At 38.2% G+C, this 24,396-nt stretch carries 27 protein-coding genes and 2 pseudogenes; 10 read left to right on the top strand and 19 right to left on the bottom strand.

Features of this window, described 5'->3' with window-relative positions:
• Positions 1 to 48: 48 nt before the first annotated feature.
• The 4 genes from CEF22_RS09160 to CEF22_RS09145 all read right to left on the bottom strand — a co-directional run bounded on the left by CEF22_RS09160 (position 49) and on the right by CEF22_RS09145 (position 2,139).
• Positions 49 to 282, bottom strand: coding sequence for a hypothetical protein (locus tag CEF22_RS09160; RefSeq protein ID WP_095479441.1), 234 nt, complete (start codon positions 280 to 282; stop codon positions 49 to 51).
• A 141-nt stretch (positions 283 to 423) separates the two neighbouring features.
• On the bottom strand, positions 424 to 786 hold the full coding sequence (locus CEF22_RS09155; protein WP_095479440.1) for a DUF2500 domain-containing protein: 363 nt from the start codon (positions 784 to 786) through the stop codon (positions 424 to 426).
• A 94-nt stretch (positions 787 to 880) separates the two neighbouring features.
• A complete protein-coding gene (locus CEF22_RS09150; RefSeq protein WP_100402618.1) occupies positions 881 to 1,537 on the bottom strand; it encodes a CPBP family intramembrane glutamic endopeptidase in 657 nt (218 codons plus the stop codon).
• A complete protein-coding gene (locus CEF22_RS09145; protein WP_100402617.1) occupies positions 1,534 to 2,139 on the bottom strand; it encodes a TetR/AcrR family transcriptional regulator in 606 nt (201 codons plus the stop codon). Before CEF22_RS09145 ends, CEF22_RS09150 begins: the two co-directional genes overlap by 4 nt.
• Before the next feature lie 420 nt (positions 2,140 to 2,559).
• Between CEF22_RS09145 and CEF22_RS09140 the strand changes: the two genes are divergently transcribed.
• Positions 2,560 to 2,985 carry a hypothetical protein gene (locus CEF22_RS09140; protein ID WP_100402616.1) on the top strand — a complete coding sequence of 142 codons (426 nt, stop codon included), beginning with the start codon at positions 2,560 to 2,562 and terminating at the stop codon, positions 2,983 to 2,985.
• An 89-nt stretch (positions 2,986 to 3,074) separates the two neighbouring features.
• On the opposite strand, the gene CEF22_RS09135 is transcribed toward CEF22_RS09140, so the two are convergent.
• The 4 genes from CEF22_RS09135 to CEF22_RS09120 form a co-directional block, all read right to left on the bottom strand.
• Positions 3,075 to 5,063 carry an acetoacetate--CoA ligase gene (locus tag CEF22_RS09135; protein ID WP_100402615.1) on the bottom strand — a complete coding sequence of 663 codons (1,989 nt, stop codon included), beginning with the start codon at positions 5,061 to 5,063 and terminating at the stop codon, positions 3,075 to 3,077.
• 40 nt (positions 5,064 to 5,103) lie between these two features.
• On the bottom strand, positions 5,104 to 6,420 hold the full coding sequence (locus CEF22_RS09130) for an MFS transporter (protein ID WP_095479435.1): 1,317 nt from the start codon (positions 6,418 to 6,420) through the stop codon (positions 5,104 to 5,106).
• A 287-nt stretch (positions 6,421 to 6,707) separates the two neighbouring features.
• Positions 6,708 to 7,349 (bottom strand): 5,6-dimethylbenzimidazole synthase, encoded by a 642-nt coding sequence (gene bluB, locus CEF22_RS09125; RefSeq protein WP_100402614.1) that lies wholly within the window; start codon positions 7,347 to 7,349, stop codon positions 6,708 to 6,710.
• A gap of 66 nt (positions 7,350 to 7,415) precedes the next feature.
• Complete coding sequence (locus CEF22_RS09120) at positions 7,416 to 7,691, bottom strand: hypothetical protein (RefSeq protein WP_094835103.1); 276 nt, start codon at positions 7,689 to 7,691, stop codon at positions 7,416 to 7,418.
• Positions 7,692 to 7,888: 197 nt separating this feature from the next.
• On the opposite strand from CEF22_RS09120, the gene CEF22_RS09115 reads away from it, so the two are divergent.
• Positions 7,889 to 8,461: a cupin domain-containing protein gene (locus CEF22_RS09115; RefSeq protein ID WP_100402613.1), complete on the top strand. Its 573-nt coding sequence runs from the start codon at positions 7,889 to 7,891 to the stop codon at positions 8,459 to 8,461.
• A gap of 136 nt (positions 8,462 to 8,597) precedes the next feature.
• On the opposite strand, the gene CEF22_RS09110 is transcribed toward CEF22_RS09115, so the two are convergent.
• On the bottom strand, positions 8,598 to 9,077 hold the full coding sequence (locus CEF22_RS09110) for a DinB family protein (RefSeq protein ID WP_100402612.1): 480 nt from the start codon (positions 9,075 to 9,077) through the stop codon (positions 8,598 to 8,600).
• A 169-nt stretch (positions 9,078 to 9,246) separates the two neighbouring features.
• Here CEF22_RS09110 and CEF22_RS09105 point away from each other — a divergent pair, with 169 nt between their 5' ends.
• The gene (locus CEF22_RS09105; protein ID WP_100402611.1) at positions 9,247 to 9,453 is read left to right on the top strand and encodes a hypothetical protein; all 207 of its coding nucleotides are present in this window, start codon (positions 9,247 to 9,249) and stop codon (positions 9,451 to 9,453) included.
• A gap of 137 nt (positions 9,454 to 9,590) precedes the next feature.
• On the opposite strand, the gene CEF22_RS09100 is transcribed toward CEF22_RS09105, so the two are convergent.
• The 4 genes and pseudogenes from CEF22_RS09100 to CEF22_RS09090 all read right to left on the bottom strand — a co-directional run bounded on the left by CEF22_RS09100 (position 9,591) and on the right by CEF22_RS09090 (position 12,793).
• Positions 9,591 to 10,319 (bottom strand): N-acetylmuramoyl-L-alanine amidase, encoded by a 729-nt coding sequence (locus CEF22_RS09100; RefSeq protein ID WP_232726088.1) that lies wholly within the window; start codon positions 10,317 to 10,319, stop codon positions 9,591 to 9,593.
• 129 nt (positions 10,320 to 10,448) lie between these two features.
• The gene (locus tag CEF22_RS19115; protein ID WP_442857403.1) at positions 10,449 to 11,234 is read right to left on the bottom strand and encodes a methyl-accepting chemotaxis protein; all 786 of its coding nucleotides are present in this window, start codon (positions 11,232 to 11,234) and stop codon (positions 10,449 to 10,451) included.
• 156 nt (positions 11,235 to 11,390) lie between these two features.
• Positions 11,391 to 12,410: pseudogene (locus CEF22_RS19110) on the bottom strand (HAMP domain-containing protein); the annotation flags it as partial.
• Positions 12,411 to 12,550: 140 nt separating this feature from the next.
• Positions 12,551 to 12,793, bottom strand: a complete 243-nt coding sequence (locus CEF22_RS09090) for a hypothetical protein (protein WP_100402608.1) — start codon at positions 12,791 to 12,793, stop codon at positions 12,551 to 12,553.
• Between the two features lie 119 nt (positions 12,794 to 12,912).
• Here CEF22_RS09090 and CEF22_RS09085 point away from each other — a divergent pair, with 119 nt between their 5' ends.
• Together CEF22_RS09085 and CEF22_RS09080 are read left to right on the top strand one after the other, a co-directional pair.
• The gene (locus CEF22_RS09085) at positions 12,913 to 13,782 is read left to right on the top strand and encodes a YitT family protein (RefSeq protein WP_100402607.1); all 870 of its coding nucleotides are present in this window, start codon (positions 12,913 to 12,915) and stop codon (positions 13,780 to 13,782) included.
• An 86-nt stretch (positions 13,783 to 13,868) separates the two neighbouring features.
• On the top strand, positions 13,869 to 14,333 hold the full coding sequence (locus tag CEF22_RS09080) for an immunoglobulin-like domain-containing protein (RefSeq protein WP_100402606.1): 465 nt from the start codon (positions 13,869 to 13,871) through the stop codon (positions 14,331 to 14,333).
• 255 nt (positions 14,334 to 14,588) lie between these two features.
• On the opposite strand, the gene CEF22_RS19105 is transcribed toward CEF22_RS09080, so the two are convergent.
• The 5 genes and pseudogenes from CEF22_RS19105 to CEF22_RS09060 form a co-directional block, all read right to left on the bottom strand.
• Positions 14,589 to 15,374: a methyl-accepting chemotaxis protein gene (locus CEF22_RS19105; protein WP_442857402.1), complete on the bottom strand. Its 786-nt coding sequence runs from the start codon at positions 15,372 to 15,374 to the stop codon at positions 14,589 to 14,591.
• Positions 15,375 to 15,530: 156 nt separating this feature from the next.
• Positions 15,531 to 16,463 (bottom strand): annotated as a pseudogene (locus CEF22_RS19100) (HAMP domain-containing protein); the annotation flags it as partial.
• A 252-nt stretch (positions 16,464 to 16,715) separates the two neighbouring features.
• The gene (locus CEF22_RS09070) at positions 16,716 to 17,258 is read right to left on the bottom strand and encodes a hypothetical protein (protein ID WP_100402604.1); all 543 of its coding nucleotides are present in this window, start codon (positions 17,256 to 17,258) and stop codon (positions 16,716 to 16,718) included.
• A gap of 105 nt (positions 17,259 to 17,363) precedes the next feature.
• Positions 17,364 to 18,509: an ABC transporter permease gene (locus CEF22_RS09065; RefSeq protein ID WP_100402603.1), complete on the bottom strand. Its 1,146-nt coding sequence runs from the start codon at positions 18,507 to 18,509 to the stop codon at positions 17,364 to 17,366.
• Positions 18,502 to 19,215, bottom strand: coding sequence for an ABC transporter ATP-binding protein (locus CEF22_RS09060; protein ID WP_100402602.1), 714 nt, complete (start codon positions 19,213 to 19,215; stop codon positions 18,502 to 18,504). The genes CEF22_RS09065 and CEF22_RS09060 overlap by 8 nt, the downstream gene beginning before the upstream one ends.
• Before the next feature lie 146 nt (positions 19,216 to 19,361).
• Between CEF22_RS09060 and CEF22_RS09055 the strand changes: the two genes are divergently transcribed.
• The 5 genes from CEF22_RS09055 to CEF22_RS09035 all read left to right on the top strand — a co-directional run bounded on the left by CEF22_RS09055 (position 19,362) and on the right by CEF22_RS09035 (position 22,659).
• Positions 19,362 to 19,961 carry a TetR/AcrR family transcriptional regulator gene (locus CEF22_RS09055; RefSeq protein ID WP_100402601.1) on the top strand — a complete coding sequence of 200 codons (600 nt, stop codon included), beginning with the start codon at positions 19,362 to 19,364 and terminating at the stop codon, positions 19,959 to 19,961.
• Positions 19,958 to 20,812 (top strand): ABC transporter ATP-binding protein, encoded by an 855-nt coding sequence (locus tag CEF22_RS09050; RefSeq protein WP_100402600.1) that lies wholly within the window; start codon positions 19,958 to 19,960, stop codon positions 20,810 to 20,812. The genes CEF22_RS09055 and CEF22_RS09050 overlap by 4 nt, the downstream gene beginning before the upstream one ends.
• On the top strand, positions 20,809 to 21,516 hold the full coding sequence (locus CEF22_RS09045; RefSeq protein ID WP_100402599.1) for a fluoroquinolone export ABC transporter permease subunit: 708 nt from the start codon (positions 20,809 to 20,811) through the stop codon (positions 21,514 to 21,516). The genes CEF22_RS09050 and CEF22_RS09045 overlap by 4 nt, the downstream gene beginning before the upstream one ends.
• Complete coding sequence (locus CEF22_RS09040) at positions 21,513 to 22,241, top strand: hypothetical protein (RefSeq protein WP_157843202.1); 729 nt, start codon at positions 21,513 to 21,515, stop codon at positions 22,239 to 22,241. The genes CEF22_RS09045 and CEF22_RS09040 overlap by 4 nt, the downstream gene beginning before the upstream one ends.
• A gap of 100 nt (positions 22,242 to 22,341) precedes the next feature.
• Complete coding sequence (locus CEF22_RS09035; RefSeq protein WP_100402597.1) at positions 22,342 to 22,659, top strand: DUF3784 domain-containing protein; 318 nt, start codon at positions 22,342 to 22,344, stop codon at positions 22,657 to 22,659.
• A gap of 275 nt (positions 22,660 to 22,934) precedes the next feature.
• On the opposite strand, the gene CEF22_RS09030 is transcribed toward CEF22_RS09035, so the two are convergent.
• Positions 22,935 to 24,128 carry a serine hydrolase domain-containing protein gene (locus tag CEF22_RS09030; protein WP_100402596.1) on the bottom strand — a complete coding sequence of 398 codons (1,194 nt, stop codon included), beginning with the start codon at positions 24,126 to 24,128 and terminating at the stop codon, positions 22,935 to 22,937.
• Positions 24,129 to 24,396 lie beyond the last annotated feature (268 nt).

Raw genomic sequence — 24,396 nt, 5'->3', positions numbered from 1 at the left:
TAAATAGGCTGCTCCAAAAGGATAAACTTTTGAGCAGCCTACTTTAATTTAAGATGCATGATGTTGAACGTCCTTCTTAATAATTACTAAGTTCTCATGTAAATACTCAACTGGTGACATTCGTAATTTGTTATCTTCAAAAAAATAGGAAACAATATCAAAAGGATGCGGCTGCATGTCTACCACTATTTGATCAGTCTGTTTACACTTGAACTCAAAAGAATTGCTAGAAAGCAGCTTCTCCAATTGCTCTAATGTTTTCACATTTTTTAAATCTGCCACAGTAGCCCTCCTTTATTTTTGTTTTATTATATTTATTCTTACAAAAAATGCAAAAACCTGCTTTAAAAGAATAATTTTTCGTTAATTCTGATATTTACTTACAATAAAAATATTTTTATTAAAAATAAGTTTTTATTCATGTCATCCCCTCACAAAATCAATATACCTTGTTCCTTGAAAAGTTAACGTGCCAATATCCTCTTCTGCGAGCATGCCATACTCCTTGCCTGAAACACGAAACTCTGATCGATCGCCGCTTTCGAACTGAAATGTAACAAAATAAGTGGTAGTAGAGTGATTCTGGCCATGCCTCGTCACGTTTGTTCGTTTCGTTTTTACCACGGCAGGAGTAGATAAACGAGGAGAGTTTTCATTTTTATTCCATTGGCTAATACCTTTAATTGAATTAGCTATGATAGCTATGAAAACGATAACAAAAATAATGCCTATTAATATTGGAACAGTCGTAAATAGCCAATCTCCGCCTCCTTCAATATCGTACATGTAGCACTCCTCCTTGCTGTATTTATAAAATTATACGGATCAAGGAGGAAAAAGTTTCAAGAAACAATTTTAATTAAAAGCTTTTTATTTTAGATTATGCATTAGGAGGTACGTACAAGTTTAAAAAGACGGGTACAGTCATTATTCCTATATCGACAAAAAAATGCGAAAGCATCACCCATCTTAAACTTTGCGTTTGAAAATAGGTATAAGACCAAACCACACCCAATATCGTTAAATAAATAAACACATGGTAATGGGCATTGGCAATGGAAAATACACCCCACATCAACGGATGACTAAGTACAAAGAAAATCGTTGAATACGCCACAGCGATCCATTTCGGAAACAGTTTCATAGCAGCATCTAATAGTAGACCTCTCCAATACAATTCTTCAAAAAATGGATTGATGATGGCAAATAATAGCCAAAGAACAACTAGCCAGATAGAGTTAAATATTTCATAATTCATCATGATCACAGATATCGGGAACAAGCCTAGGATAAGGGTGAAAAACACAATAAATCTGGATGATTTCGGTTTTTTTAGCCAATCTTTAATTTGTTTATTGCCTTTAAAATATTTTATACATATACCAAGCAAACTCCAGTAAACGATAGCAAGCGGAACCCACGCCCACTCATCGATTACCTTTGACCATATTGTTGCTGTGATGAAGCCTAGTAAAATGATTACAATCGGTGAGACTAGAATGAAGTTCCTCTTCCTATTTGTAATGTTTAAAGTCACTTTTCCTCTCCCCTTTTTCGAAAAATGTTGATAATCATCATTGGATCAGGCATGGGACATTCCTGCCATTGAATTTTATTAATCGCTAACCCTTGGATCAAGGCATAATAAGTGACCGTCAATTGTATTGGATCAGCTTGAACAATTTCTCCCTCTTTCTGTCCCGCAATAATTAAAGGAGCGGTTACTTCCACTGGAGAGGATACCTTTAGTATTTCTTTCACTTCTTCCGGAACCACATCTGACGTACTAGCTTGAATCATAATTAGGAAAAGAAGAACTTCCTCACCGCTCCCAATACTTTCTATCATTCGTTCAGTCATCCATTGTAACTTTTGTAAAGGCGTCCCTTGGTGTTGATTCGCTTGCTGAATGATATCCATTGAACTTTCCGATGCTTTTTTGACTAAAGTCGTAAAGATTTCTTCTTTTGATTTAAAATAATGATAAACAAGCCCATGACTTAAGCCAGCTTCTTTGGCAATATCACTAATTTTTGTTGCGGCCATCCCTCTGCGTGCAAACACTTGAGCCGCCGCTTGTAAAATTTGTTCACTTCTAGCGTCTCTAATTTGTTTATTTTGTTGATCCTGTCTTGGCATTACGCAAATCCCCTTTTTGATTGATTAATCAGTCAATAATATTTCTATGTCTAATGATAAACCAAATATTCCCTGATTCAACCTTTTTAGAGTTAGATTTTTCAAATGATAGGATGAAGTGTAAAATATTGTGGTGTAGCTTTCTTTTTATACAACCCGACTGAAATATAGTGTAAAATGTAAAGTGAAACTTCAATCCATGGGGGGGTTTTCTTCCCCCCATGGATTGTTAGTTAAACTGATCGGGTGTTTACGGGCTGTTGATCTCCCACCTACAGGTCTGCGCTTCTTCTGCCGTGTTGAGGTGGGAGCCTTACAGCCCATTAATACGGGGTAAATGATCATCTAGTCATTTTCCGCGCGATCTTTCGGACGAGCCTTATCGAGTGTTTATCATTTACTGAAAAAGGAGAGGAAACGATGAGCGAAAAGCTGCTGAATCAAATTCTAGATGCCGTGACTAAGGTGCAAAGTGATGTTTCTGATATTAGAGATGAAATGACTTATGTAAAAAATGATGTGTCAGACTTAAAAAACGATGTGCTTACATTAAAAGGCGATGTGTCCGAGCTGAAGAACGATGTGTTTATGTTAAAAAGTGACGTGTCCGAGCTAAAGTCTGACATGCAAGGAGTAAAAGAAGAGTTGCATCAAACCAATTTACGCGTTGATCAATTAACCGAAAATATGAATACTCAGCTAGGACAGATCAAGCAAGATATGGACACTATTAGAACACAAACCACTCACAACAGTGAACAGACTTGTACTTTAGATAGTGTCATTATTAGAGTGAACGACTTAGAAACAGATATTCGCGTGATCAAAAAAGTCATTTCTTCTTAATCCCCTAAGCCAATTCTTCATTAAAACAAATCCATTTTACCGCATCACAATCGCTCCTGATTTAGCACCAGGAGCGATTGTTTGAATTTTTAAAATAAATCCCCTTTGCTTGAGTGACTATTTAATGCTTGGGCAAGTTCTTTAAAGAACGGCAAGGATTCTGGGTTACTCATGGAATCAGGGTTGATTACTTTGTCAAAATCAAACCCTAGTAGCATTTTGCGAATGGGGACCTCTAATTTTTTTCCGTTTAATGTTTTAGGTATCTTATCTACTTTATAAATATGGTCTGGTATGAATCGAGGAGATACGTGCAACTTGACTTGTTCTTTTATTTTTTTAGTTAAGACCGAATCTAGCTCGATATTTGGTTTTAAGGCAACAAACAAAAGCAAGGAAGCGGTTCTGTTGATGACTTCTAAGTCAATGACTAAACTGTCCATGACCTCATCTAGCCTTTCAACGACTCGATAAATATCACTCGTTCCTGCTCTTACTCCTGATCGATTAATCGTTGAATCGGAACGCCCATAAATAATGCTACTTCCTTTGTCGTCTATTTTGATCCAATCGCCATGTTTCCAAATTCCCGGATACGTATCAAAATAACTTTCAAAATAACGTTTATTCTCTAAATCATTCCAAAAATAGAGGGGCATCGAAGGCATCGGTTTAGAAATCACTAACTCTCCAACTTGATTGATTAATGAACGACCTTCATCATCATAGGCCTCAACGTGCACACCTAATGACGGCCCTTGTATTTCCCCCACTCTAACAGGTGAAGTCGATACGCCGCCGACAAATCCTGTACATACATCTGTTCCACCGCTAGAGGATGATAGCCACACATCGTTTTTCACTTGCTCATATACCCATTGATAGCCATCACCTGTTAAAGGCGCTCCTGTAGAAGCAATCGATTTTAGTTTGGATAATTTAAACTTTTCCTTCGGTTTAACTCCCGCTTTCATTGAGTTATTTATAAAAGGAGCGCTTGTTCCAAAGAAGCTAATACCGATCTCATCAGTCATTTCCCACAAAACATCTAAACTGGGATAAGACGGACTTCCGTCATAAATAGCGATCGATGAACCAGCAAGCAATGAAGCTACAAGTAAATTCCACATAACCCATCCTGTCGTTGTAAACCAAAAAACAATGTCTTCATCCGTAAGATCATACTGCAGCTTCATCAATTTCATATGCTCTAATACGATTCCACCATGTCCTTGTACGATCGGTTTTGGGATACCTGTCGTTCCAGAAGAATAAACAATCCATAATGGATGATCAAAAGAAACTTTTTCAAAAGATAGTTCAGGCTCCTCTGTGAACAGTTCTGACCAGAGAGTCACACCTTCCATGTCCATTTTTTGTACATAAGGAACTACTATTGTGTGCTTTAAAGACACTATTTCTTTTTGTAATTGGGAGACAACGGACGTTTTATCAAACACTTTTCCGTTATATTGATAGCCGTCAACAGCAAATAAAACAACGGGTTCAATTTGCTGAAATCGATCAATTACACTTCTTGCACCAAAGTCCGGTGAGCAGCTAGACCAAATGGCTCCAATACTAGCAGTGGCTAAAAAAGCAATGACTGTTTCAGGGATATTGGGCATGTAAGAAACGATACGATCGCCTCGTTTCACCCCCATTTTCTTTAAAGAATGAGCGACAGCCGCCACTTTGTTTCGAAGTTCTTTCCAACTAATTTGCACCGGAGGTATATGCTCCGATCGGAAATAAATCGCTGTTTTATCTTCTTGATCGTTTGAAAATACATTTTCCGTATAACTAAGATTGGCACCTTCAAACCACTTATTCCCCGGCATCCTTCTCGTATTTAAGACTTGATGAGCGGTTTGGCCCCCTTTCACTTCACAAAATTCCCAAATAGATTGCCAGAAATTCTCGAGCTCATCGACAGACCACCTCCATAATTCAGTATATTCTGAAAAATTAAGACCTTTTGTTTCATTTAACCATTTAACATATTGACTGAGCACCGTACTTTCCTTACGCTGCATGGATGGTTCCCAAATGATTTCTCCCTCTACCATAGCTTTCATATCATCCAGCTCCTTTTAAAAGATACTTTTTCATGAGTGATCATTCACTAATATTGACAGGTGTTTCTTTAGAATGATTGATTTCCTTATTACTAGTTAAATTTAACGTCAGTATCGTCATAATCCCGATGGCTAGTAGGGCAGATAAAATAAACATTCCTTGAGTAAAAGTCACCAACCCAAAAATCATCGGGCCGACGAATCCGCCTAATGCTGCAAATGAATTCACTAAAGCGATCCCAACAGGGGCTGTAGATTCGGTGAAGAAAAAGGTCATGTAGGCGAAGAAAGATCCAGTAAATCCATATAATCCCATCGAAACAATTGTCAACATTAACACCATCATAAAGGTACTTTCTGAAAATCCACATCCAATAAACCCGATAACAGCTATGATAAAACAAACAATTAAATGGGCTTTATGTGCATTCGTTCGATCTGCATTCCACCCAACAAATAAAAGAGCTGGGATACCCATCAAGGAAGGGATCATCGCCAACCAGCCGATCTCTAAGTTAGTTGTTGCATTTTCTGATAAAGACTTAATAATCGTCGGCATCCAAAATGACAATCCATAAAGCGCTGTATAGCCAGTGAAATAAATAAGCGTTAACTTCCACACTTTCAAATCCTTTAACATCTCACTTTTTGAGGCCTTATTGATTCGTGAGCTTAGTTGTCTTTCCGCCTTCAATTCTCCCTCAAGCCAATCCTTCTCTTCTTGAGATAACCATTTCGCATCCTCAGGCTTATTTGTTAAGAAAAAAACGACAACTATCCCTAAGAGCACCGCTGGAATTCCCTGTAGAATAAACATCCACCTCCACCCTTCCATATCGAACCAAACTATATGATCAATCATCCATGTGGAGAGCGGTGCACCAATTAATCCACCAATTGGTAAAGCTAGAATAAGGGCAGCGGTTGCTCGTCCTCGTTCACTTGCTCTAAACCAATACGTTAAATATAAAATCACCCCTGGAAAAAAGCCTGCTTCAGCAACACCTAATAAAAATCGTAAAATGTATAAATGGGTCTCCGACTGAGCAAAGCCCGTTAGAATCACGATGATTCCCCATGTGATCATAATACGAGCAATCCATATGCGTGCGCCCACTTTATGCATAATCATGTTGCTAGGAACTTCAAAAAAGAAGTAGCCAATAAAGAAAATCCCAGATAGTAAACCAAATGCTTCAGCAGATAAGGCTAAATCAGCATTCATTTCTAAAGCCGCATATCCTAAATTCACTCGGTCTAAGTAAGCAACAACATACAAAACCAAGATAAATGGAAGAATACGCTTCATCGTTTTACCGATGGTTCTTTTTTCAATTGCGTGAATAGATGGATTCATAATTTTTCCTCCCGTTCTTGTCGCTTCTGGCTTACCATTCCAATTTCTTTTCAACCACCCTTGCTAAAAATGATGGTTTTCAATAAATTGTTCCCTCATTATTCTCCCTCCTTATGTAATGACTGACTAAAATATAAGCAATATTCATGCCAGTATTTTCAAGAAAAATAATGAGGCTCTTTAAAAATCTTCTTTCATCTAGTTAATGAATACGCATACAAAAAAGAGCCAGCAATCTTAAACTGCGGCTCTGTCTATAATCAAATCATGCTCTATTCAACTTATATTTACTTTCCGCCCCATCGCTCTTTAAAAATCAAATCATCCATCGAGCGTCTTTTTTCCCATTGGGCGGTCTCAAGAATAGGTTGATCGGGATAGTGATCGGTATAGCCGATGGACATTAAAGCTACTGGATCAATATGAGGAGGAATGTCTAAAATATCGCGAATGTCGTTTTTCTTGTAAAAACTGACCCATCCCATCGCTAATCCTTCTGCACAGGCAGCTAGCCACATATTTTGAATGGCGCAAGCAGTTGACAAAACATCCGTTTCTGGAATGGAATTACGCCCCAACACATGCGAGCCTCCTCTTGTCGGATCACATGTCACACAAATGGTAATCGGGGCTTCTTTTAACCCTTCTACTTTTAGGCTTAGAAATTTATTTTCCTTTTCACCTTCATAATGAACGGCAAGTGCCCTTCTCTCTTTATCAGCCGCCCATGCTAGTCGTTCCTTTACCTCTTGAGAAGAAATAATAATAAAGTTCCACGGCTGCATAAACCCGACTGATGGCGCGTGATGAGCTGCTTCTAATATGTTATTAATCAGTTCAGTTGGAATCGGTGTTGGTAAAAAACTTCTAATGTCTCTTCGTTTATAAATTACTTTATAAATAGCTTCCTTTTCTTCTTTCGTAAACATCTTTCTCCCCCTTTTATTCTACTTTATTTCAATAGTAGCACAAAACAGAGAAAGCGTTTATTAAAATCAAACGGTGTTCCAGTCAACGACTTTTACGATCGTGCTTGGAGATATGCCGTGATCTAACATGATATCCATTTTAAACATAATTGATTTTTCATTAATAATATAAAAGAAGTAAAGATATTCTCCTTGACGCCATTTCCTCCATTGCTTTTCTGTAAAGCTAAATATACTAGGAGAATCCGAAATCGCGTGCAAATACTCATCCATTTCTTTCAGAGTAAGTGCTTTCCTATATACTTTATTCACTTCACTACATACCCTATCCATGACTGCCATGGATACCCCTCCCCTTAAATATGACGACTCTATTGTCTTTAAGGATAACAGGTCCATCTTTACAAAAACTAAACATTTACACTATGAATATAATACATTCATTTTCATGATGCACTTTCAGCGAAAACCCGTCCAATCGTTCTCAAGAATTTGTCATATGCTAATAGTAATCACGTATGAAAGGAGGCACTCATTAAATGACGAATCCAACGTCTGGTTATGTGACGGATAATCGTAATCTTACAGGAAAAGGAACTCCTAATCTATTCTATGATATTGAAAATAGTCTTTTATTTGAGAGAAATGCAGAGAATATTGCCTATCAATTAACTTCAACCCAGATGCCAGCCATGATTGGTGGGTCAGTAGCTGACATTCGATTCTCAAAAGGATTTATTCGTGAACCTCACTGGCACCCAAATGCTTGGGAATTAGATTTTCTCATATCAGGATCAGCTACTGTAGGTGTGCTCGACCCGACAACAAATCATTTACAAACATTTAAGTTGACAAAAACAGGTGAAACCGTATTTATTCCAATGGGGTATTTGCACTGGATTGCTGCAGATTCAGATGAGACACGGCTTATCTTATTTTTTAATAATGATCAGTTCCAATCTCAAGAGATGTCGACCACTTTAACTAACATTCCTCTTTCGATCTATGAACAAAGCTATACGATCGATCCAAAAGTGATGAAAAAAGCATTAAAGCCACTTGATGGAACGAGTGGAGTAATTATTGGTCCCACCGAGCAATGTAAAAAATAGTCCCGATGCAGAAATAAACTCGTACAAATACCGAATGAAAGCCGAGAATGTTGATTTAACAACGTTTTCGGCTTTTTAATTTTATTTAATTTTGCTTCAAAAAAAGACTTATTATACAACCTCTTATTCTAAATTATTAATCCCATATTTTAGGACGATCAATTCCCATTATTCTCATATAGTTTAACAACTGACCTGTGTGAACAGATTCGTGATAGGCAATGCGCAATAACATATCTCCAAGTTTTTTAACATATCCACCCGCATCAAGAAGATCTATTTCTATATTGTCTAAATCGTTTATACTAATTGTTTTAATGTATTTCAAGAATTCCTCACGATAAGGCTGTGCAAATTCAAGTTCATCATCTACTGAGACAAATTCTTTTCCTTCAAAGGGATTAAACAAATTAGCTAGTGCTTTACCGCCTCTCCCTATAAGAACTTGGTGAAAAAGAAACTCCCCTTGTAATAAATGTCTAATCATTTCAGCACAAGTAAGAGCATCTTCATCCGGTTTCCAATATAACATTTCTTCGGGTATAGCTTTCCATACTTTTATACTTCTACGTCTAATTTCTTCAAAATTTAAAATTATTAAATCAGTAGCATTCATCTAAACTCCCCCTTTTCACCAAAAGTTCAGGGTGAATTATACCATATTTTACCTTAATAACAAAGAGTATGCGCTTATAAATTTACAGAAAGCAACCATTTGTATTGAAATAAATCACACTTATCCAAAAAAACTAATACGCTAATACAAGAAAGAAGGGATAATCGAAATGAATGAAGATCATATAATTGATTCCGCCATTGTTTTATTGGATATTTTTGTTATTATTCTCATTGAAGATAATCCAGTTCTGGGGATCGTTTTAGTGGCGCTTTTAAAAATAGTAACAGAGGACCGGCTTATACGAATTTTATTCATTTTGCTAATTATCATTTTAAGTGAAGTTGCAAGAGAGCCAGGTGAGTCTTGCAAGTGAGAGCTGATCACCGAAAAAGTAATATCTACATGTAAAGAGTATAAAGCTCTCTATATGTAGATATCTTTATAGGTGTCATCCCTTTCTCTTGTTTAACATTTTAAAGTGTTGAACAGATTGATGCTCTAATGTTTTTCTTACTTTTGTTTCATTACATTATTCGCTCGATAAATCATTTCCCACACTTCTTCCCTTGTAGCTGGTCGAAGTGGGTACGTGCCATCACTTATTCCCTGTTGCTTCACCCATTGTTGAGCCGCTTGAAATTGTGGACTAGCAAGGACAGTTTTCTCATATAGTTCTTGTCCTTTTCGTTCTAAACTCGCTCCTTTCGCAATCCCTTCTGCATACGCTTGTGCTACCCCTAATAAAAACTGTTGATTTTTCAGCAACTTAGCTTCTTCCAGATTACTAATGAATAGATTTTCTCCTAGAACAGCCGGCATGTTCGTTTCTCGTAATACAGCAAAGTTAGACTCTTTCATTTGACGATCTTTGCTACCGTAAGACTTCATAAATGACATGACGGCTTCATGAACATCGACTTGAAATTGTAATGTTTTCCCTTGTGTACCTGGATATCTATACGACTCAAAACCATTCGCAGACGAATTTGTACTACTATTCACATGAAATGAAATGAAAAAATCAGCACCCGCCTTGTTTGCCATTGTTGCTCGATCTGAAAGCTCTACGAATGTATCCGTCATTCGGGTATAACTCACCTCACATATATAATGATCAATCAAATGTTTGCCTGTCTGTAATGCGAGAGTTAAAGCAATCTCCTTTTCTAATACCCCATTCCCAATAGCCCCAGCATCCTGCCCTCCATGACCAGCATCTAGCCAAATATGAACCATCATTTCCCCTCCTAAAATAGTATATTCACGACTTGTTTGCTATAAATATAATATTTATCCCATTTTCAACAATCATTTTTAAAAATAGATTTATTCCCTAAAAAAAGCCCTAGGGAAACCTAGGACTTTGTTTTACATTTTAAAGCGATGGACAGACTGTTGTAGCTCTAACGCCAGTTTACTTAATTGCTCAATCGCTTTCGTATTGTCTTTTGATGATTGTAATTGCTGTTCAGATAGTCGAACGACTTCGCTTGTCGCGTTAGCTGCTTCTCTTGAAATATCCGCCATTTCTCCTACGGAAGCCGTCACCTCTTCAGAACTAGCTGACATCTCTTCTGCCGTCGCTGAAACTTCTTGAATTTGCGCCGCTACCTGTTCAACTGAATGAAGAATATGCATGAATGCTTCCCCTGCTTCAACTGTCAATTGAATGCCGCTTTCAACTTCGGTTTCACTTTTCTCAATAACTGAAGCTGAGCGAGTAGTCGCCTGTTGCATTGTTGTAATTAGACTAGCAATTTGATCAGATGATTGTTTCGATTCCTCCGCGAGTTTTCGTACCTCTTCCGCCACAACCGCAAACCCTTTTCCATGTTCTCCTGCTCTTGCTGCTTCAATCGCTGCATTTAACGCCAATAAATTCGTTTGCTCGGAAATTTGAGTGATGACCGAAATAATTTGACCAATTTCAGCGGAATGCTCGTTTAAATTTTTAATTTCACTGACACCATCTTGAACGGATGCTCGAATTGAATTCATTTGTGAAATGACGTTCTCTAACATCTCTCGTCCTTGTTGCGCTTCTTTCGTTGCTTGGACGGACATTTCCGATACATCGGCTGAACTTTCAGCCACACGTTGCACCCCTAGCGAAATTTCCTCCATCGCTCGTGCCGTTTCTTCCGAGCTTTGCATCTGTCTATCTGAACCATTAGCGACATGAGCCATTCGACGCGTCACTTCTGTCGTCGAGTGTTCTGCTTGTTCAGAATGAGCCGCCATTTGTTCACTTGCGGAAGCCAAATGACTGGAGCCTTCGCTAATATGACGTAATAAGTTTTTCAAGGAATCGGTCATCTTATTAAAGCTGCTCGCTAAATCTGCAATTTCATCTTTTGAAGTGACCTCCACAGACTCCGTCAAATCACCTTCACTTACTTTTTGTGCAGCGTGTATTAGCTTTTTCAGTGGAACGGTGATACTTCTAATAATAAAGAACACGATGATTCCACCAACGAAGATAGAGGTGACAACTACGAGTAATGTAATATTGAAAATTGGCTTTGCTTGTTCATCGACTTCAGATAACGCATATGTACCTACCACTTTCCAGCCTGTTGCTTCATTCGATTCAAAAACAAACCGTTGATCCCCTCTTTTTTCCGTTGCGATAAAGCTTCCCTTCACGTCCGTTAGCTGGCTAGTTATTTGCTCATTTAATGAATAGCTATCCTCTTTTTGCTCTGGGTGAAATAACACTTCGTTATTAGCATCTGTTATAAATAAATAGCCTTTCTCACCGATCTGCTGGTTTAATACTTCTTCTTTTAAGTGATCTACCTTATAATCAAAGGCAATGACTCCACTGCCATCTTCTAAAGAGTGAGCTATCGAGACGACCGTCACTTTAGACATTGCATCCTCATAAGGCGAAGTGACAATCGTTTCTCCCTTATGTTTCATCGCTTCTTTATACCATGGTCGTTCCGTTGCTACATAATCAGCTGGAATCTCTTCCTTCGGCTCTCCGTGATAAACTCCCGTCTCAAACCCAACAAAAGCTGACATAATATTAGGATTTGATTTCTTGAACCTTTTTAATTGTGCTTGCAATTGTGGCGTAGCTTTTGTAGTTCCCATTGACTTAGAAACGGTTTTACTTAAAAAGCTCACTTTCTCTTTTTCTTTTGAGAACACTTGATTAATCAGTTCGTTCGACAATTGCACTTGCGAATTGGCTTGCTTACTCATTTGAGCTTCAATTTGATTTTTAGCAGACAAAAATGAAAAAACACCAATACTAATACTTGGTATGAATAAAATAACAACTGCAAAAATAATCAATTTTTTCCGAATAGACAACCGGGTCATCCAAACACTCCTCCTATTAGTAAATATCTACTAATAAATAGTACTGAAGATAACCCGAGCTTACAATATTAAAAAATGGGAAAATATTTATTTTTATTTTTCTAATTATTCTATTTTTTATAAAAGTAGAATCTATTCAATTACTTTTCTTTTCTTTTTTCGAGCATATTTTTAGAGCCGCTGTACAAACCAGAAGCTGACAGTCCTAGTATCAATCCAACTAAAATTCCTTGTTTCACTCCTTGATCAAGATAAAACACGCCAAACAACATTCCGAAAAACACAGCAACGATCGGGCTATATTTCGTTGGCAATCCAATTTTTTTGAATAATTCTACCACACCTAAAATTAGCGGAATAATGACCATATTATATATATCCAATATTTCTCACCTCCTAACATAGTTTATGCGTTGTTTTGTTAGGAGTAACGGCGTTTTCATCGCCTGATTTTATGGTAAAATGAAGCGTAAACGAATACATAAAAGGATAGGGAAAACATATGACTAATCAAACACCAAAGAAAAAGCTTTTTATCGAATATGCATACATTGTGATCGGTTCCGTTTTAGTCGGTTTGTCGTATAATATGTTTTTGTTGCCGGCTAAATTAGCAGCTGGTGGCGTCTCCGGTATTAGTACGATTTTATACGAGGTCTACCAATTTAATCCTGCCTATGTCCAATGGATCATTAACCTCCCCCTATTTGTGTTAGGTATTCTCCTATTAGGAAAGGATTTCAGTTTTAAAACGTTAGTCGGGATATTTTTCGTACCTTTCACAATTTGGATCAGCGCCGATATTCCGTTTAAAATTGACAATCCTTTGCTAGCGGCTATATACGGCGGGATGATGTTGGGCGTTGGGCTTGGGATTGTCTATCGTGGAAAAGGGTCCACCGGAGGGACAGCGACACTTGCCCAGCTATTAAAAAAATACACTGGTCTATCAAGCGGCTACTCACAGCTCATTGTCGACGGCTTCGTCGTGGCTGCCTCTGCGATCGTCTTTAACTTAGAGCTAGCCTTATATGCAATGATGTCGATTTATGTGACAAGTAAAGTGATTGATTTTGTTCAGCTACAATCTTCTTCCTCTAAGCTCGTTCTCATCATTACCGAGCAAGAAGAAGTGATTCAATCGATGATTAAAGATGAAGTGGATCGAGGCTTTACGAAAGTTCATTCATTTGGAGGGTATTCCAACAAAGAGAAAACGTTAATCCTCTCCGTCATGGAACAGCAAGAAGCCATTTACTTAAAAAAATTACTGCAGGAGCAAGAACCAACCTCCTTTGTCGTGTTCCTCAACGCTTCGGAAATTTTAGGGCGTGGATTCTCTTTATCGAAGATTTATGAATCTGGACAGTAACATCCAAATAGAAAACGCCGAGACGCTACAACTAGTGGTGACTTGGCGTTTTTTTACCTAAAGTTTTATGAAAAGGAGAGAATTAAATGAATAGACGGAAAAGCCTGTTTCTTCTAATCTTGATGCTGTCTTTTTTATTAGCTGCTTGCCAATCACTGGATGAAAAATTAACAGAAAAAGCAGAGACTCAAAAATTAACCCACTCGCAAAATGGAATTTCTATTCGTATAGACAAAGAACAGTATCCAGTCTCAGTCGATGAATTAGTCGTTACCATAAAAAATTCAACGGATAAAGATATCAATATTCCAAGCGAAGCTTCGATTGAAAAGAACATAAATGACGTATGGTATCAGATACCAAAGAAAGAGAATAAACGAGAAGAGGCTGCACAAAAGGTCCTTCTGGCACAAAAAACAACAAAAGAGACCTTTTCACTTGATCATTTAGAAGAAAAGCTTGATTCAGGTCATTACCGAATTATACTTCCATTTTATAAAGATAATAAGCTTTTTTATCTTACTGAACCATTTGAATTAGTTGAACAGTAAAATAAACATCGTTTAAAAAGTTATAAATCTACCTTCAATTTATGGTGCTGTCCAGTATGCAATCGTCATATTTATATTCTCTCCCCATCACCATATCCTATTTTTAACCAAACAAAAGGAGCTGTCCGAAAAGGGAGGATTCAGCTCAAAAAGTGAAAAAGCTAAAACCCAAGAATGCTGCTAAATCAACATTCTTGGGTTTTTAATTTTGGTGTATATCAGTCGAAATTAGACTTTTTAGACAGCCCCCTTATCTTACACTTTAAAACGATGCACAGAGTGTTGTAGTTCTAGTGCTAATTCACTTAATTGTTCAATCGCTTTCGTATTGTCTTTCGAGGATTGCAACTGCTGTTCAGATAATCGGACTACTTCATCTGTAGTTTGCGCTGCTTCTTTTGAAATATCCGCCATTTCTCCTACGGAAGCGGTCACTTCCTCTGAGCTAGCTGACATCTCTTCTGCCGTCGCTGAAACTTCTTGAATTTGCGCCGCTACCTGTTCAATGGAATCAAGGATATGAATAAACGTTTCTCCCGCATCCGCTGTCAGCTCGATGCCACTCTCTACTTCATTTTCACTCTTTTCAATAATGGAAGTAGAAAGAGTTGTTGCCTGCTGCATCGTTGTAATCAAACTTGTGATTTGGTCCGCTGATCGTTTCGATTCCTCCGCTAGCTGGCGCACCTCGTCAGCTACAACAGCAAAGCCTTTTCCGTGCTCTCCTGCTCTTGCCGCTTCAATCGCGGCATTTAATGCCAATAAATTCGTTTGCTCAGAAATTTGAGTAATGACCGAAATAATTTGACCGATTTCAACAGAATGCTTGTTTAAATTTTTAATTTCACTAACGCCCTCTTGAACAGACGTTCGAATCAAATGCATTTGTTCAATCACATCGTCAAGCATTTCTCGTCCTTTTTTTGCTTCTTTCGTCGCTTCGACGGACATTTGCGATACATCTGCTGAACTTTCCGCGACACGTTGAACGCCGATCGAAATCTCTTCCATCGCTCGTGCCGTTTCTTCTGAGCTTTGCATTTGTCGATCGGAACCACTGGCGACATGCCCCATTCGGCGCGTCACTTCCATCGTCGATTGTTCTGCTTGCTCGGAATGAGCAGCCATTTGTTCGCTAGCTGACGCTAAGTGATCGGAGCTTTCGCCAATATGACGCAATAGCGTTCGCAAGGAATCGGTCATCGAATTAAAACTATTGGCTAAATCCGCAATTTCATCTTTAGACTTGATCGTAACAGACTCTGTCAAATCACCTTCACTCACTCTTTGCGCAGCCTGCATCAGCTTTTGCAACGGAGTGATAATACTTCTAACGAGGAAGAATACGATTATTCCACCAATAATGACCGAAATAACAACGACGAGTAACGTCATATTAAAAATCGGCTTTGCTTGTTCATCCACTTCTGATAACGCATATGTACCTACGACTTTCCAACCTGTCGCTGGATTCGTTTCGAGAATAAATCTTTTTTCTTCTCCTTTTTCGGTAGCAACAAACGACCCTTTCCAATACTTTGCTACCTTACTTTGTAACCCTTCATTTAATATATATCCCTTTTCTCCTAACTGAGGATGAAACAATACTTCATTGTTCTTATTAACAACAAATAAATAACCTTTTTTACCAATCGTATTTTTTAGAATTTCCTCTTTCAAATGCTCAACTTGATAGTCAAAAGCAATAACTCCACTGCCATCCGCTAGCATATGAGCAACGGTCACCACTGTCGACTGAGTAACCGCGTCAACATACGGTGGTGTAATAATACTTTTTCCTTTATTCTCTACCGCTTCTTTGTACCAGGGACGTTCTTTAGGAATAAATCCAGCAGGAGTTGTCTGCCTAGGTGCATTTCGATAAAAGCCGGTATCAAACCCGACAAACACTGCTAAAATATCAGGATTAGATGCTTTAAACTTTTGCAAGCTCGTCTGCAGTTTCGCCGCCCCTTTTTCACTTCCCATCGACTTCTGGACAATTTCACTTAGAAATTTCGCTTTCTCTTTTTCTTGTAAAAAAGTTTGATCTAACAATTGATTCGACAGATGAACTTGCGATTGAGCTTGCTCCTTCATTTGCGAATCTATTTCTTTTTTTGCAGACATAAAAGAAAATATCCCAATACTACAGCTTGGAATGAATAAAATAATGACTGCAAATATAATTAATTTCTTGCGAATCGTCAATCGATTCATGATGCCATTCCTCCTAAGTATAATCATCCATAATTTGATACTAATGGAGGTAACCCAGGTTGACAATATAATGCCTGGAAGTCTCTTAATTAAATATATTCACAATTTTTTAACACAAAAAGAGACTGCGCAAAACAGTCTCTTATTACCTATTATTCTAGCTTATGAAACTTTTGTTTCTTCCGGAGTTTCTACTTCTGGCGTAGGTGTTTTATCTTCTACCTCTGGAGTCTCTACTTCTGGCGTAGGATCTATCTCCTCTACTTTTGGTGCTGTTGCTTGTTCAACAAGTGACTTTAAACGTTTGATTTCATCTTTAGCTAGTTGCTGCAATTGTTTTGATTTTTCTTCCAACGCTTTGTAGTCTGTTGCATTCTTTTTATCTTTTTTCTTAGAAACTGCAATTTGCTTATCAATCGCGCGTAATTTATTGATTTCTGCTTTTAACTTTCCAGCATAGCTACTGTATTTTTTATTAACCACTCGTTTGTCGAACTGAGCTTCGGCTTTTCCCTCTTCATTGACCTTGAAAGTAGCATCGATTGCTTTTGTGATATTGTTAATTGTTGCTTCTGAAGTGTTTAAACGTTTTTCAATTACTTTGCCTTGTTTTGACTTGATGATGGCTTTTTTCTTTTGTTCCTTCTTCTTTTCTACTTGCGGTTTTGCGTGTTCTGGCGCTTTAGCACTCACCATGGAAACCATTGAGGTGCAAATTTCCTTAAAAGAACAATAAAACTTCAATCATTATATATTAAAAAAAGATAAATTTAAGAAAGAACACATGACTTTAATTGCGGTTCTTATTACTTATATGATGTTGACAATCAACAAAATCACTAAAAAGAAAACAGCAGGAAAAGAACTATACAAGCTCATTTTTTTACGTCCGTGATAAAAAGCAGGGTTCGTTTCATACTTCTTGCTAATAGGATGAGATAAAATGACTTGATCCCATAGACTAATCATCCAACCGCGAATAAAGAAGCTAAACCCAATAAGGATCAGTACCTTAAATAAGATCGGTGGGACAACGACGATCGCCGCTCCCGTTACAGAAACTAAACGAAAATAACCACTTAAATAGGTAAAATTGCGAATGAGTATTTTAATGAAAAGTTCCATAAGTCCATGCTCTTCCGTTCGCCGTTTAAAAATTCGCTTAGACTGTCGGAATAGAAACGGCTTTTTTCGTTTGACTACTTTCGGCTTCTCCATATCAGGTGATAGTTGAAAAATAGAATTCATCATTTTCGAGCGTAATTCATTCTCTTTTCTAACTTCCTCGTGAAAATAGGTTGTTGTCCTCGCTCTTGGCAACAAAAGCGCCAACGCCACGCTGATCAACAAAATCGCTACGGCAATCGAATAAATCGGTTGATAGATAATCACAGGAAAAATCGATAAATGCCCAAACAGCAGCACGATAAAAACAATCACTTGATAAACCTTTTGCTTCCAGCCCCCGTCTTTCAAAAAGAACACCGTCTGAATCGCCATGATGAAGGCAGTCCCACCAATTAATAAAAGCAAAAAGCCAACGATTTCACTTGTCGCTAATGAGAAATGAAACAATAAAAAAGGCAATAAAACGAGCGTCAACAGCAAGCTTTTCAACACCGCTTGACCAACTGAATAAGCTAACGCCCACTGCTTCATCCGAATAAACTTCGGCCGATGCTTCAACAAGAAGAGTCCATCGGCTTCTTGCACATATGTACGATTTTGCCCAAACCAGCAAAAGGTATAAGCGAGAAAATTTAAGAAAAAAAGGGTAAACTGATCACTCCATTCAGGTATTTCCATCCACCACGAACGATAAATGATCCCCCCTGCGACCATAGCTGGAATGGCGATATAAAGTAGCACTGTCCAATCCAAAATCGATTTCCACATTTTATACTTAGATCTACCATTTCTTTTGATCCGATCGAGCAACAGTTGCCAACTATGCATGCCGCTCACCTGCAATTAGCTGGTGGTAACACTCAAATAAAGATGCTTCTGGCTGTTTGCTCGTCGCTTGCAGCTGTCCTAATGTTCCATCCGCTAAAAGCTCCCCTGAATTAATGAATAAAAAGCGGTCACACACTTTTTCCGCTGTATCTAGGACATGGGTACACATCAAAATTCCTGCCCCTCGCTCTTTTTCTTGCCGAATGAGCTCCAATAATATTTTCGTCGCGATCGGATCTAATCCGATGAAAGGTTCGTCAATAATCAAAAAGTCTGGCTTCGTCATAAATGCTAGGATAATCATCGCTTTTTGCTGCATCCCTTTTGAATAAGTATTCGGTAGCTCATGAAGATGCGGGCTCATATGAAACAACTCTAATAATGGCGTCACCCTCTCCGTCACCACTTCATCGGTCAACTGCTCCATCGCCGCAACAAAATCAATATGCTCCTGCAACGTACACTCATCATAAAAGACTGGCTGCTCCGGCAAATAAGATAGACTCATCTTTTCCTCTTTGACGATCTCTCCTTCAAAAAAGGGCATTAACCCAAGTATACTTTTAATCGTCGTACTTTTTCCCGCCCCATTCGCACCAATCAAGCCAACTAATTCCCCTTGACCAATTGAGAACTGAATATCTGCAACCTTCGTTTCATTCGGTTCATAACCTGCTCGTTTAATATGTATTGATAATAACGACATGCTTACTCCACCTTTACTCCCTACTCTTTCCTCTTATATACGGAAAATATTGATAAAAGTTTCTATTATTTTTCCATATTTCTTTGCTATTTTCATGAATAAATGATAAATTTATTCATAAGTTCATAAAAAGGAGATGTTAAACGTTGGCGAAGTTTACAAACGAGGAAAAAGAAAAGATCTACCGTTCATTGTTAGAACAGGGCAGACAGTTATTTTCTACCCACGGTTTGAAGAAAACGAGCATTGGTGATTTAACGAAAGCCGTCGGAATTGCTCAAGGATCTTATTATTTATTTTTTCAATCGAAAGAGGAGCTTTATTTCGCTGTGTTAGAGCAGGAAGAAGAAACGATTCGCACGTATTTGGTAGAAAAATATTTTTCTACTGGAGCGTTCAGCAAAGAACAATTTCGAGAATTTTTACGGGAATCATTTGCGATTATGGAGAAAAATCCTTTTATCCAGCAACTCCATCAAGATGGCTTACTAGAAACCTTATTCCGTAAGCTTCCTGCTGACAAGCTAGAACAGCACTTTGCTGATGACTCCGCATTTTTATTGCCGTTTATTCAAGAAGCACAAGCAAAAGGCGTGATCGTACAAAAAGAGCCTGAAACGATTGTCAGTCTGATTCGTTCCATCGTGTTGCTTTCATTGCAAAAAGAAAAAATCGGGGCCAATCACTATGAAGAAACGATTGAATTACTGATCGAACTCGTGACGAATGGACTGATGAACCCATGATTCACGTTCAACAATTAACATTTACGTATCCAGGTAAAAAGCAGCCGACGATTAAGGGGATTGATTTTCAAATTGGAAAAGGAGAAATCTTTGGATTTTTAGGACCTTCTGGTGCTGGAAAAAGCACGATTCAAAAGATATTGATTGGACTATTGAAGAATTATCAAGGGAAGGTAACCGTTTTAGGAAAGGAATTGCGAGAAACAAAAAATGATTATTACGAACAGATTGGTGTCGCTTTTGAATTTCCTAACTTCTATAGTCGATTAACAGCCCTTGAAAACCTGTCTCTGTTTGCTTCTTTATATAGAAAGAAAACAGCCGATCCGCTTGAACTATTGGATCAAGTCGGTTTATTACAAGACGCGCACACTAAGGTGAGTGATTTTTCTAAAGGGGTGAAAATGCGCTTAAATTTATGCCGTGCTTTACTGAATCACCCGGACATTTTATTTCTAGATGAACCGACATCGGGTCTTGATCCAGTAAATTCCAAAGTAGTAAAAGACATTCTATTTCAATGGAAAGCCGCTAATAAAACAGTGATTTTGACGACCCATAATATGAGCGCTGCCGAAGAACTTTGCGATCGCACAGCCTTTATTGTCGATGGGCAAATTCGTCTCATCGACTCACCGCAGGCGTTGAAAATACAGTATGGGAAAAAGAGTGTTCGTGTTGGATATAGAGAAAAAAATGAACGAAAAACAAGCGAATTCCCGATGCATGGCCTCGATCAAAACCAATTATTTTTACAGCTATTGAAGGGAAACACGATCGAAACGATGCATACGATTGAACCGTCTTTAGAGGAGATTTTCATTCAAGTGACTGGGAGGGAGTTATCGTGAGGCTCGCTTCAGCCTTATTTTATGATGTGAAATTACAATTCCGCCACGGGTTGTATATCGCTTATTTTCTTATTAGCCATTTCTACATTCTTTTATTATTTCAATTGCCTGCCTCTTATCGAGAAACAGCTAACGTGTTACTGACATTCTCGGACCCTAGCATGCTCGGCTTTTTCTTTATTGGCGGGCTTGTGCTATTAGAAAAAGGACAGCATATTCATGATCCATTGTTTGTCACACCATATAAACCAGAGGAGTATATTCTGTCAAAAACGATGTCGTTGATGATACTATCAGTCGTTTCTTCTTTGTATATTCACATCGTTACCTTTGGATTTTCGAGTTCATTATTTTTATTTACGCTCGGTGTCCTGTTGACTTCTATGATCTTTACTTTACTCGGATTAGCAGTAGCTATACGGTGTGAAACAGTCAATCAATTTTTCTTACGATCTGTTCTCTACACAGTCGTGTTCTGTTTGCCACTTCTTTCTTACATAGGAATATGGGATGCTAACTGGATGATATGGCTACCTACCTATGCCTCCCTTCTATTATTGCGTTCGGTCTTTGAACCGATTAGCGTTTCTACCATTTTATACTGTAGCGTCACCTTATCGGGGTGGCTTGCCTTCTCGTTTTGGTTAGCCCAACGATCTTTTTATCAATCAATTATTCTAAAAACCGGAAAGGGGCGAACATGATGACCGCCATTAAATCATTATTGCGAATGGACGCGAAACAAATGTACCGCGATCCGATGTTTATGTTGATTTTCTTTGCCCCCTGCTTACTTATTATGTTTACACGATTTGGTGTACCTTTCATCAATGAAGCATTGGAACGGCAGTTCAATTGGGAGCTAACAAATTTCTACCCATTGATTGTGAGCTTTACGATGCTGCTCATTCCACTTATGATTGGAGTCATAACAGGCTTTATGATGCTCGATGAACGAGATGAATCGATCATTCATTATTTTGCCGTCACTCCACTTACGAAAACGGGTTATTTTCAATACCGTTTAGCCATCCCTATCGCTTTAACAATTCTATTTAGTACACTTTTTCTTTTCTTTTCATCACTAGATGCACCGAACATCACCGTTATTTTGTTTCTCATTCCGATGCTCGCTTTAGAAGCGGCGATCATCACGTTATTTCAAGCCGCTTTTGCTGCGAATAAAATTGAAGGGCTAGCTTTGTCAAAAGGAATTGGTTTAATCGTCTTCGCTCCCTTTATTGCTTATTTTCTAGTGCTTCCGTGGCAGCTGATCGGCAGTCTCATTCCCACCTTCTGGCCAGCGAAGCTATACTTAATTGGCGTTGACCATTTGCCAACGTTTCTTCTGCTGTGGCTAATTGGTATGCTGTATCATGGTTTTCTTTTTCGATTACTAATGAAGAAATTTTTAAGTCGGGTGGATTGAATAGCTGTGTGAAAAGAGTGCTGATTGAAGGATCTTTTTCCCAATTGGAAAGGTATTTCGCAATATTTGTCGAAAGGATGATAAAAAGGAGTGATTGAAATTGAGTGGCGCCATTGTACATTTAGTGATTTTAATTCCATTTTTAATATTTGCAATCGCATTGTCTAAAGGAAAAGGTGCCTTTCTGCTCGCTGGATATAACACCATGTCAGAAAACGAAAAAGAAAAATATAATGAAGCAGAACTTTGCCAGTTTATGAGTAAAATTATGTACGGCATTTGCCTTAGTCTATTACTATGGGCATTCAGCGAATTATTCAATCGCCCATTTCTGTTTATCATCGGCCTGATTTTATTTGTCAGCCTTATCGTGTTTGCCCTAGTGTACGCTAATACGGGAAATCGGTTTAAAAAATAGATAGAGATTGATCTTAAGGCTGGGGATTGAATGATGAATTCTGGATTTGTCTATGAACTCGATCCTTCTTTCGGCTTAAAGGTCCATGTTATTGGGCACAGTTAATACAAAACAATGAAATAAAATAACACAATTTTTCCGAATCGCTTCACAGCCACTCCACTAAGAAAACGGTTGCCCCATTATCTTATGGGACAACCATTTTTTGATCAATCAGTTTTGCTATTTTAATTTGCTTACCTTAAAAATTCCCAAAATGCTTTCGATGTCCCCATCTAACCTAATCGTTTTAATATTTGATAGATGGTAGACTCAAACTCCATGAAACCTAAGTAAGAAGCCACATCATGAAACGGTAATAATTGAGAAGCGAAAAAACCACCTATTCCATTTTCACGGTCAATCCAATAGTATAGGTTACCAAGTCCCGCCCACATTAATTGGCCTGCAGGACGTCCTGTTGGAGTTGGGTCCTCATTTACTTGAAAAGTGTAAGCCCATGATTTTCGAACACTAGGATAAAACTCACCCGCGTTAGTTAGTGAAGGGTCAGATGTAATCCAGCCACCGCTCTGTTTATTTCCAAGCCCGTTCTGAGACATTTTTGCAACTATTTCTGGTTTTAGAATACCGGCACCGTCATTTAGGATCATCCGGATAAACTTCATGTATTCGCCAATGCTAGCATACAATCCATGTCCACCCATGTCCATTTCAGGAGGGTTCGGAAAAACAAGATCCGGTTGTGCTGTGATACTGCCATCCTGGAAGCGCATGTGAATAGTTGCAAGACGCTCTTTCATTGATGGAGTCAAAGTGAAGCCGATGTCCGTCATACCAAGAGGCGTAAAAATATGCTCAGCCATCACTTCGCTCAGTCGTTTACCCCGTACAGCTTCGACAATTTTACCGACCCAGTCTAGGTTGACGCCATAGTTCCAGCGTTCTCCTGGATCAAATAGAAGCACACTTTTAATTGAATCGAAGGTATTTGTGAGAATTGAAGGTGTTTCCTTGGCCACACGATATTTTTGATCTTCATGACTGAAGAAATCATAACCGAAGCCCGCCGTATGGAGCATTAGCATATTAATTGTAATGTCGGTCTTTGGTTCCCTAAGTTTTGGATTCCCATTACTATCGAACCCTTCAAGAACTTTAATCTCAGAAATCTCTGGAACATATTTCTTAGCTGGATCGTCCAGATTCACCTTTCCTTCATCAACCAATTGCATTAATGCTGCACCAGTAATAGCTTTTGTAGTCGAAAATAGGGTAAACATCGTGTTAGTTGTCATTGGTGTTTCCTTACCAAGTTCACGTACTCCAGCTGCACCTTCGTAAATATTCCCTTCACGATCAGTTACCATTGCAACAACTCCTGGTATCCCTCCAGCCCTCCCTACAGCATTCTGCAAAACATTGTCAAGAGAATTCTTGAGATCATTCATGACTGCTTGTCCCATCATAATCTTCACCATCTCCTTTTTTAAATTTCTGATATTTTCTATATTTTCTGAATATTTAACCTACTTAAGGAATACCATATGGGATATATCTTGTCAACTTTTGAACATCTAACATCCTCTGATTAGGCGTGAAACATTTCATTAGAGGTAACCAAGAAGGTATAACAAAATAAAAACAGGAGATACATATCGTCTTCTCCTGTCAAGACAAATTATTAATCTATATTTTATTTCTCACTTTCTTCTAGCGAGAATTAGATGATTGGCA

The organism is Bacillus sp. FJAT-42315, assembly GCF_002797375.1.
Classification (GTDB): domain Bacteria; phylum Bacillota; class Bacilli; order Bacillales; family Domibacillaceae; genus Bacillus_CE.
The sequence above is the reverse complement of the archived record's forward strand: the minus strand, read 5'-3'. Positions and strand labels throughout refer to the sequence as shown.

Coding starts and splice junctions, on each gene's coding strand:
- CEF22_RS09155 (WP_095479440.1), bottom strand. CDS start 786: ATGTACGATATTGAAGGAGGCGGAGATTGGCTATTTACGACTGTTCCA.
- CEF22_RS09145 (WP_100402617.1), bottom strand. CDS start 2,139: ATGCCAAGACAGGATCAACAAAATAAACAAATTAGAGACGCTAGAAGT.
- CEF22_RS09140 (WP_100402616.1), top strand. CDS start 2,560: ATGAGCGAAAAGCTGCTGAATCAAATTCTAGATGCCGTGACTAAGGTG.
- CEF22_RS09135 (WP_100402615.1), bottom strand. CDS start 5,063: ATGAAAGCTATGGTAGAGGGAGAAATCATTTGGGAACCATCCATGCAG.
- CEF22_RS09130 (WP_095479435.1), bottom strand. CDS start 6,420: ATGAATCCATCTATTCACGCAATTGAAAAAAGAACCATCGGTAAAACG.
- bluB (WP_100402614.1), bottom strand. CDS start 7,349: ATGTTTACGAAAGAAGAAAAGGAAGCTATTTATAAAGTAATTTATAAA.
- CEF22_RS09120 (WP_094835103.1), bottom strand. CDS start 7,691: ATGGCAGTCATGGATAGGGTATGTAGTGAAGTGAATAAAGTATATAGG.
- CEF22_RS09115 (WP_100402613.1), top strand. CDS start 7,889: ATGACGAATCCAACGTCTGGTTATGTGACGGATAATCGTAATCTTACA.
- CEF22_RS09110 (WP_100402612.1), bottom strand. CDS start 9,077: ATGAATGCTACTGATTTAATAATTTTAAATTTTGAAGAAATTAGACGT.
- CEF22_RS09105 (WP_100402611.1), top strand. CDS start 9,247: ATGAATGAAGATCATATAATTGATTCCGCCATTGTTTTATTGGATATT.
- CEF22_RS09100 (WP_232726088.1), bottom strand. CDS start 10,319: ATGATGGTTCATATTTGGCTAGATGCTGGTCATGGAGGGCAGGATGCT.
- CEF22_RS19115 (WP_442857403.1), bottom strand. CDS start 11,234: ATGCAAAGCTCGGAAGAAACGGCACGAGCGATGGAGGAAATTTCGCTA.
- CEF22_RS09085 (WP_100402607.1), top strand. CDS start 12,913: ATGACTAATCAAACACCAAAGAAAAAGCTTTTTATCGAATATGCATAC.
- CEF22_RS09080 (WP_100402606.1), top strand. CDS start 13,869: ATGAATAGACGGAAAAGCCTGTTTCTTCTAATCTTGATGCTGTCTTTT.
- CEF22_RS19105 (WP_442857402.1), bottom strand. CDS start 15,374: ATGCAAAGCTCAGAAGAAACGGCACGAGCGATGGAAGAGATTTCGATC.
- CEF22_RS09070 (WP_100402604.1), bottom strand. CDS start 17,258: ATGGTTTCCATGGTGAGTGCTAAAGCGCCAGAACACGCAAAACCGCAA.
- CEF22_RS09065 (WP_100402603.1), bottom strand. CDS start 18,509: ATGCATAGTTGGCAACTGTTGCTCGATCGGATCAAAAGAAATGGTAGA.
- CEF22_RS09060 (WP_100402602.1), bottom strand. CDS start 19,215: ATGTCGTTATTATCAATACATATTAAACGAGCAGGTTATGAACCGAAT.
- CEF22_RS09050 (WP_100402600.1), top strand. CDS start 19,958: ATGATTCACGTTCAACAATTAACATTTACGTATCCAGGTAAAAAGCAG.
- CEF22_RS09040 (WP_157843202.1), top strand. CDS start 21,513: ATGATGACCGCCATTAAATCATTATTGCGAATGGACGCGAAACAAATG.
- CEF22_RS09030 (WP_100402596.1), bottom strand. CDS start 24,128: ATGATGGGACAAGCAGTCATGAATGATCTCAAGAATTCTCTTGACAAT.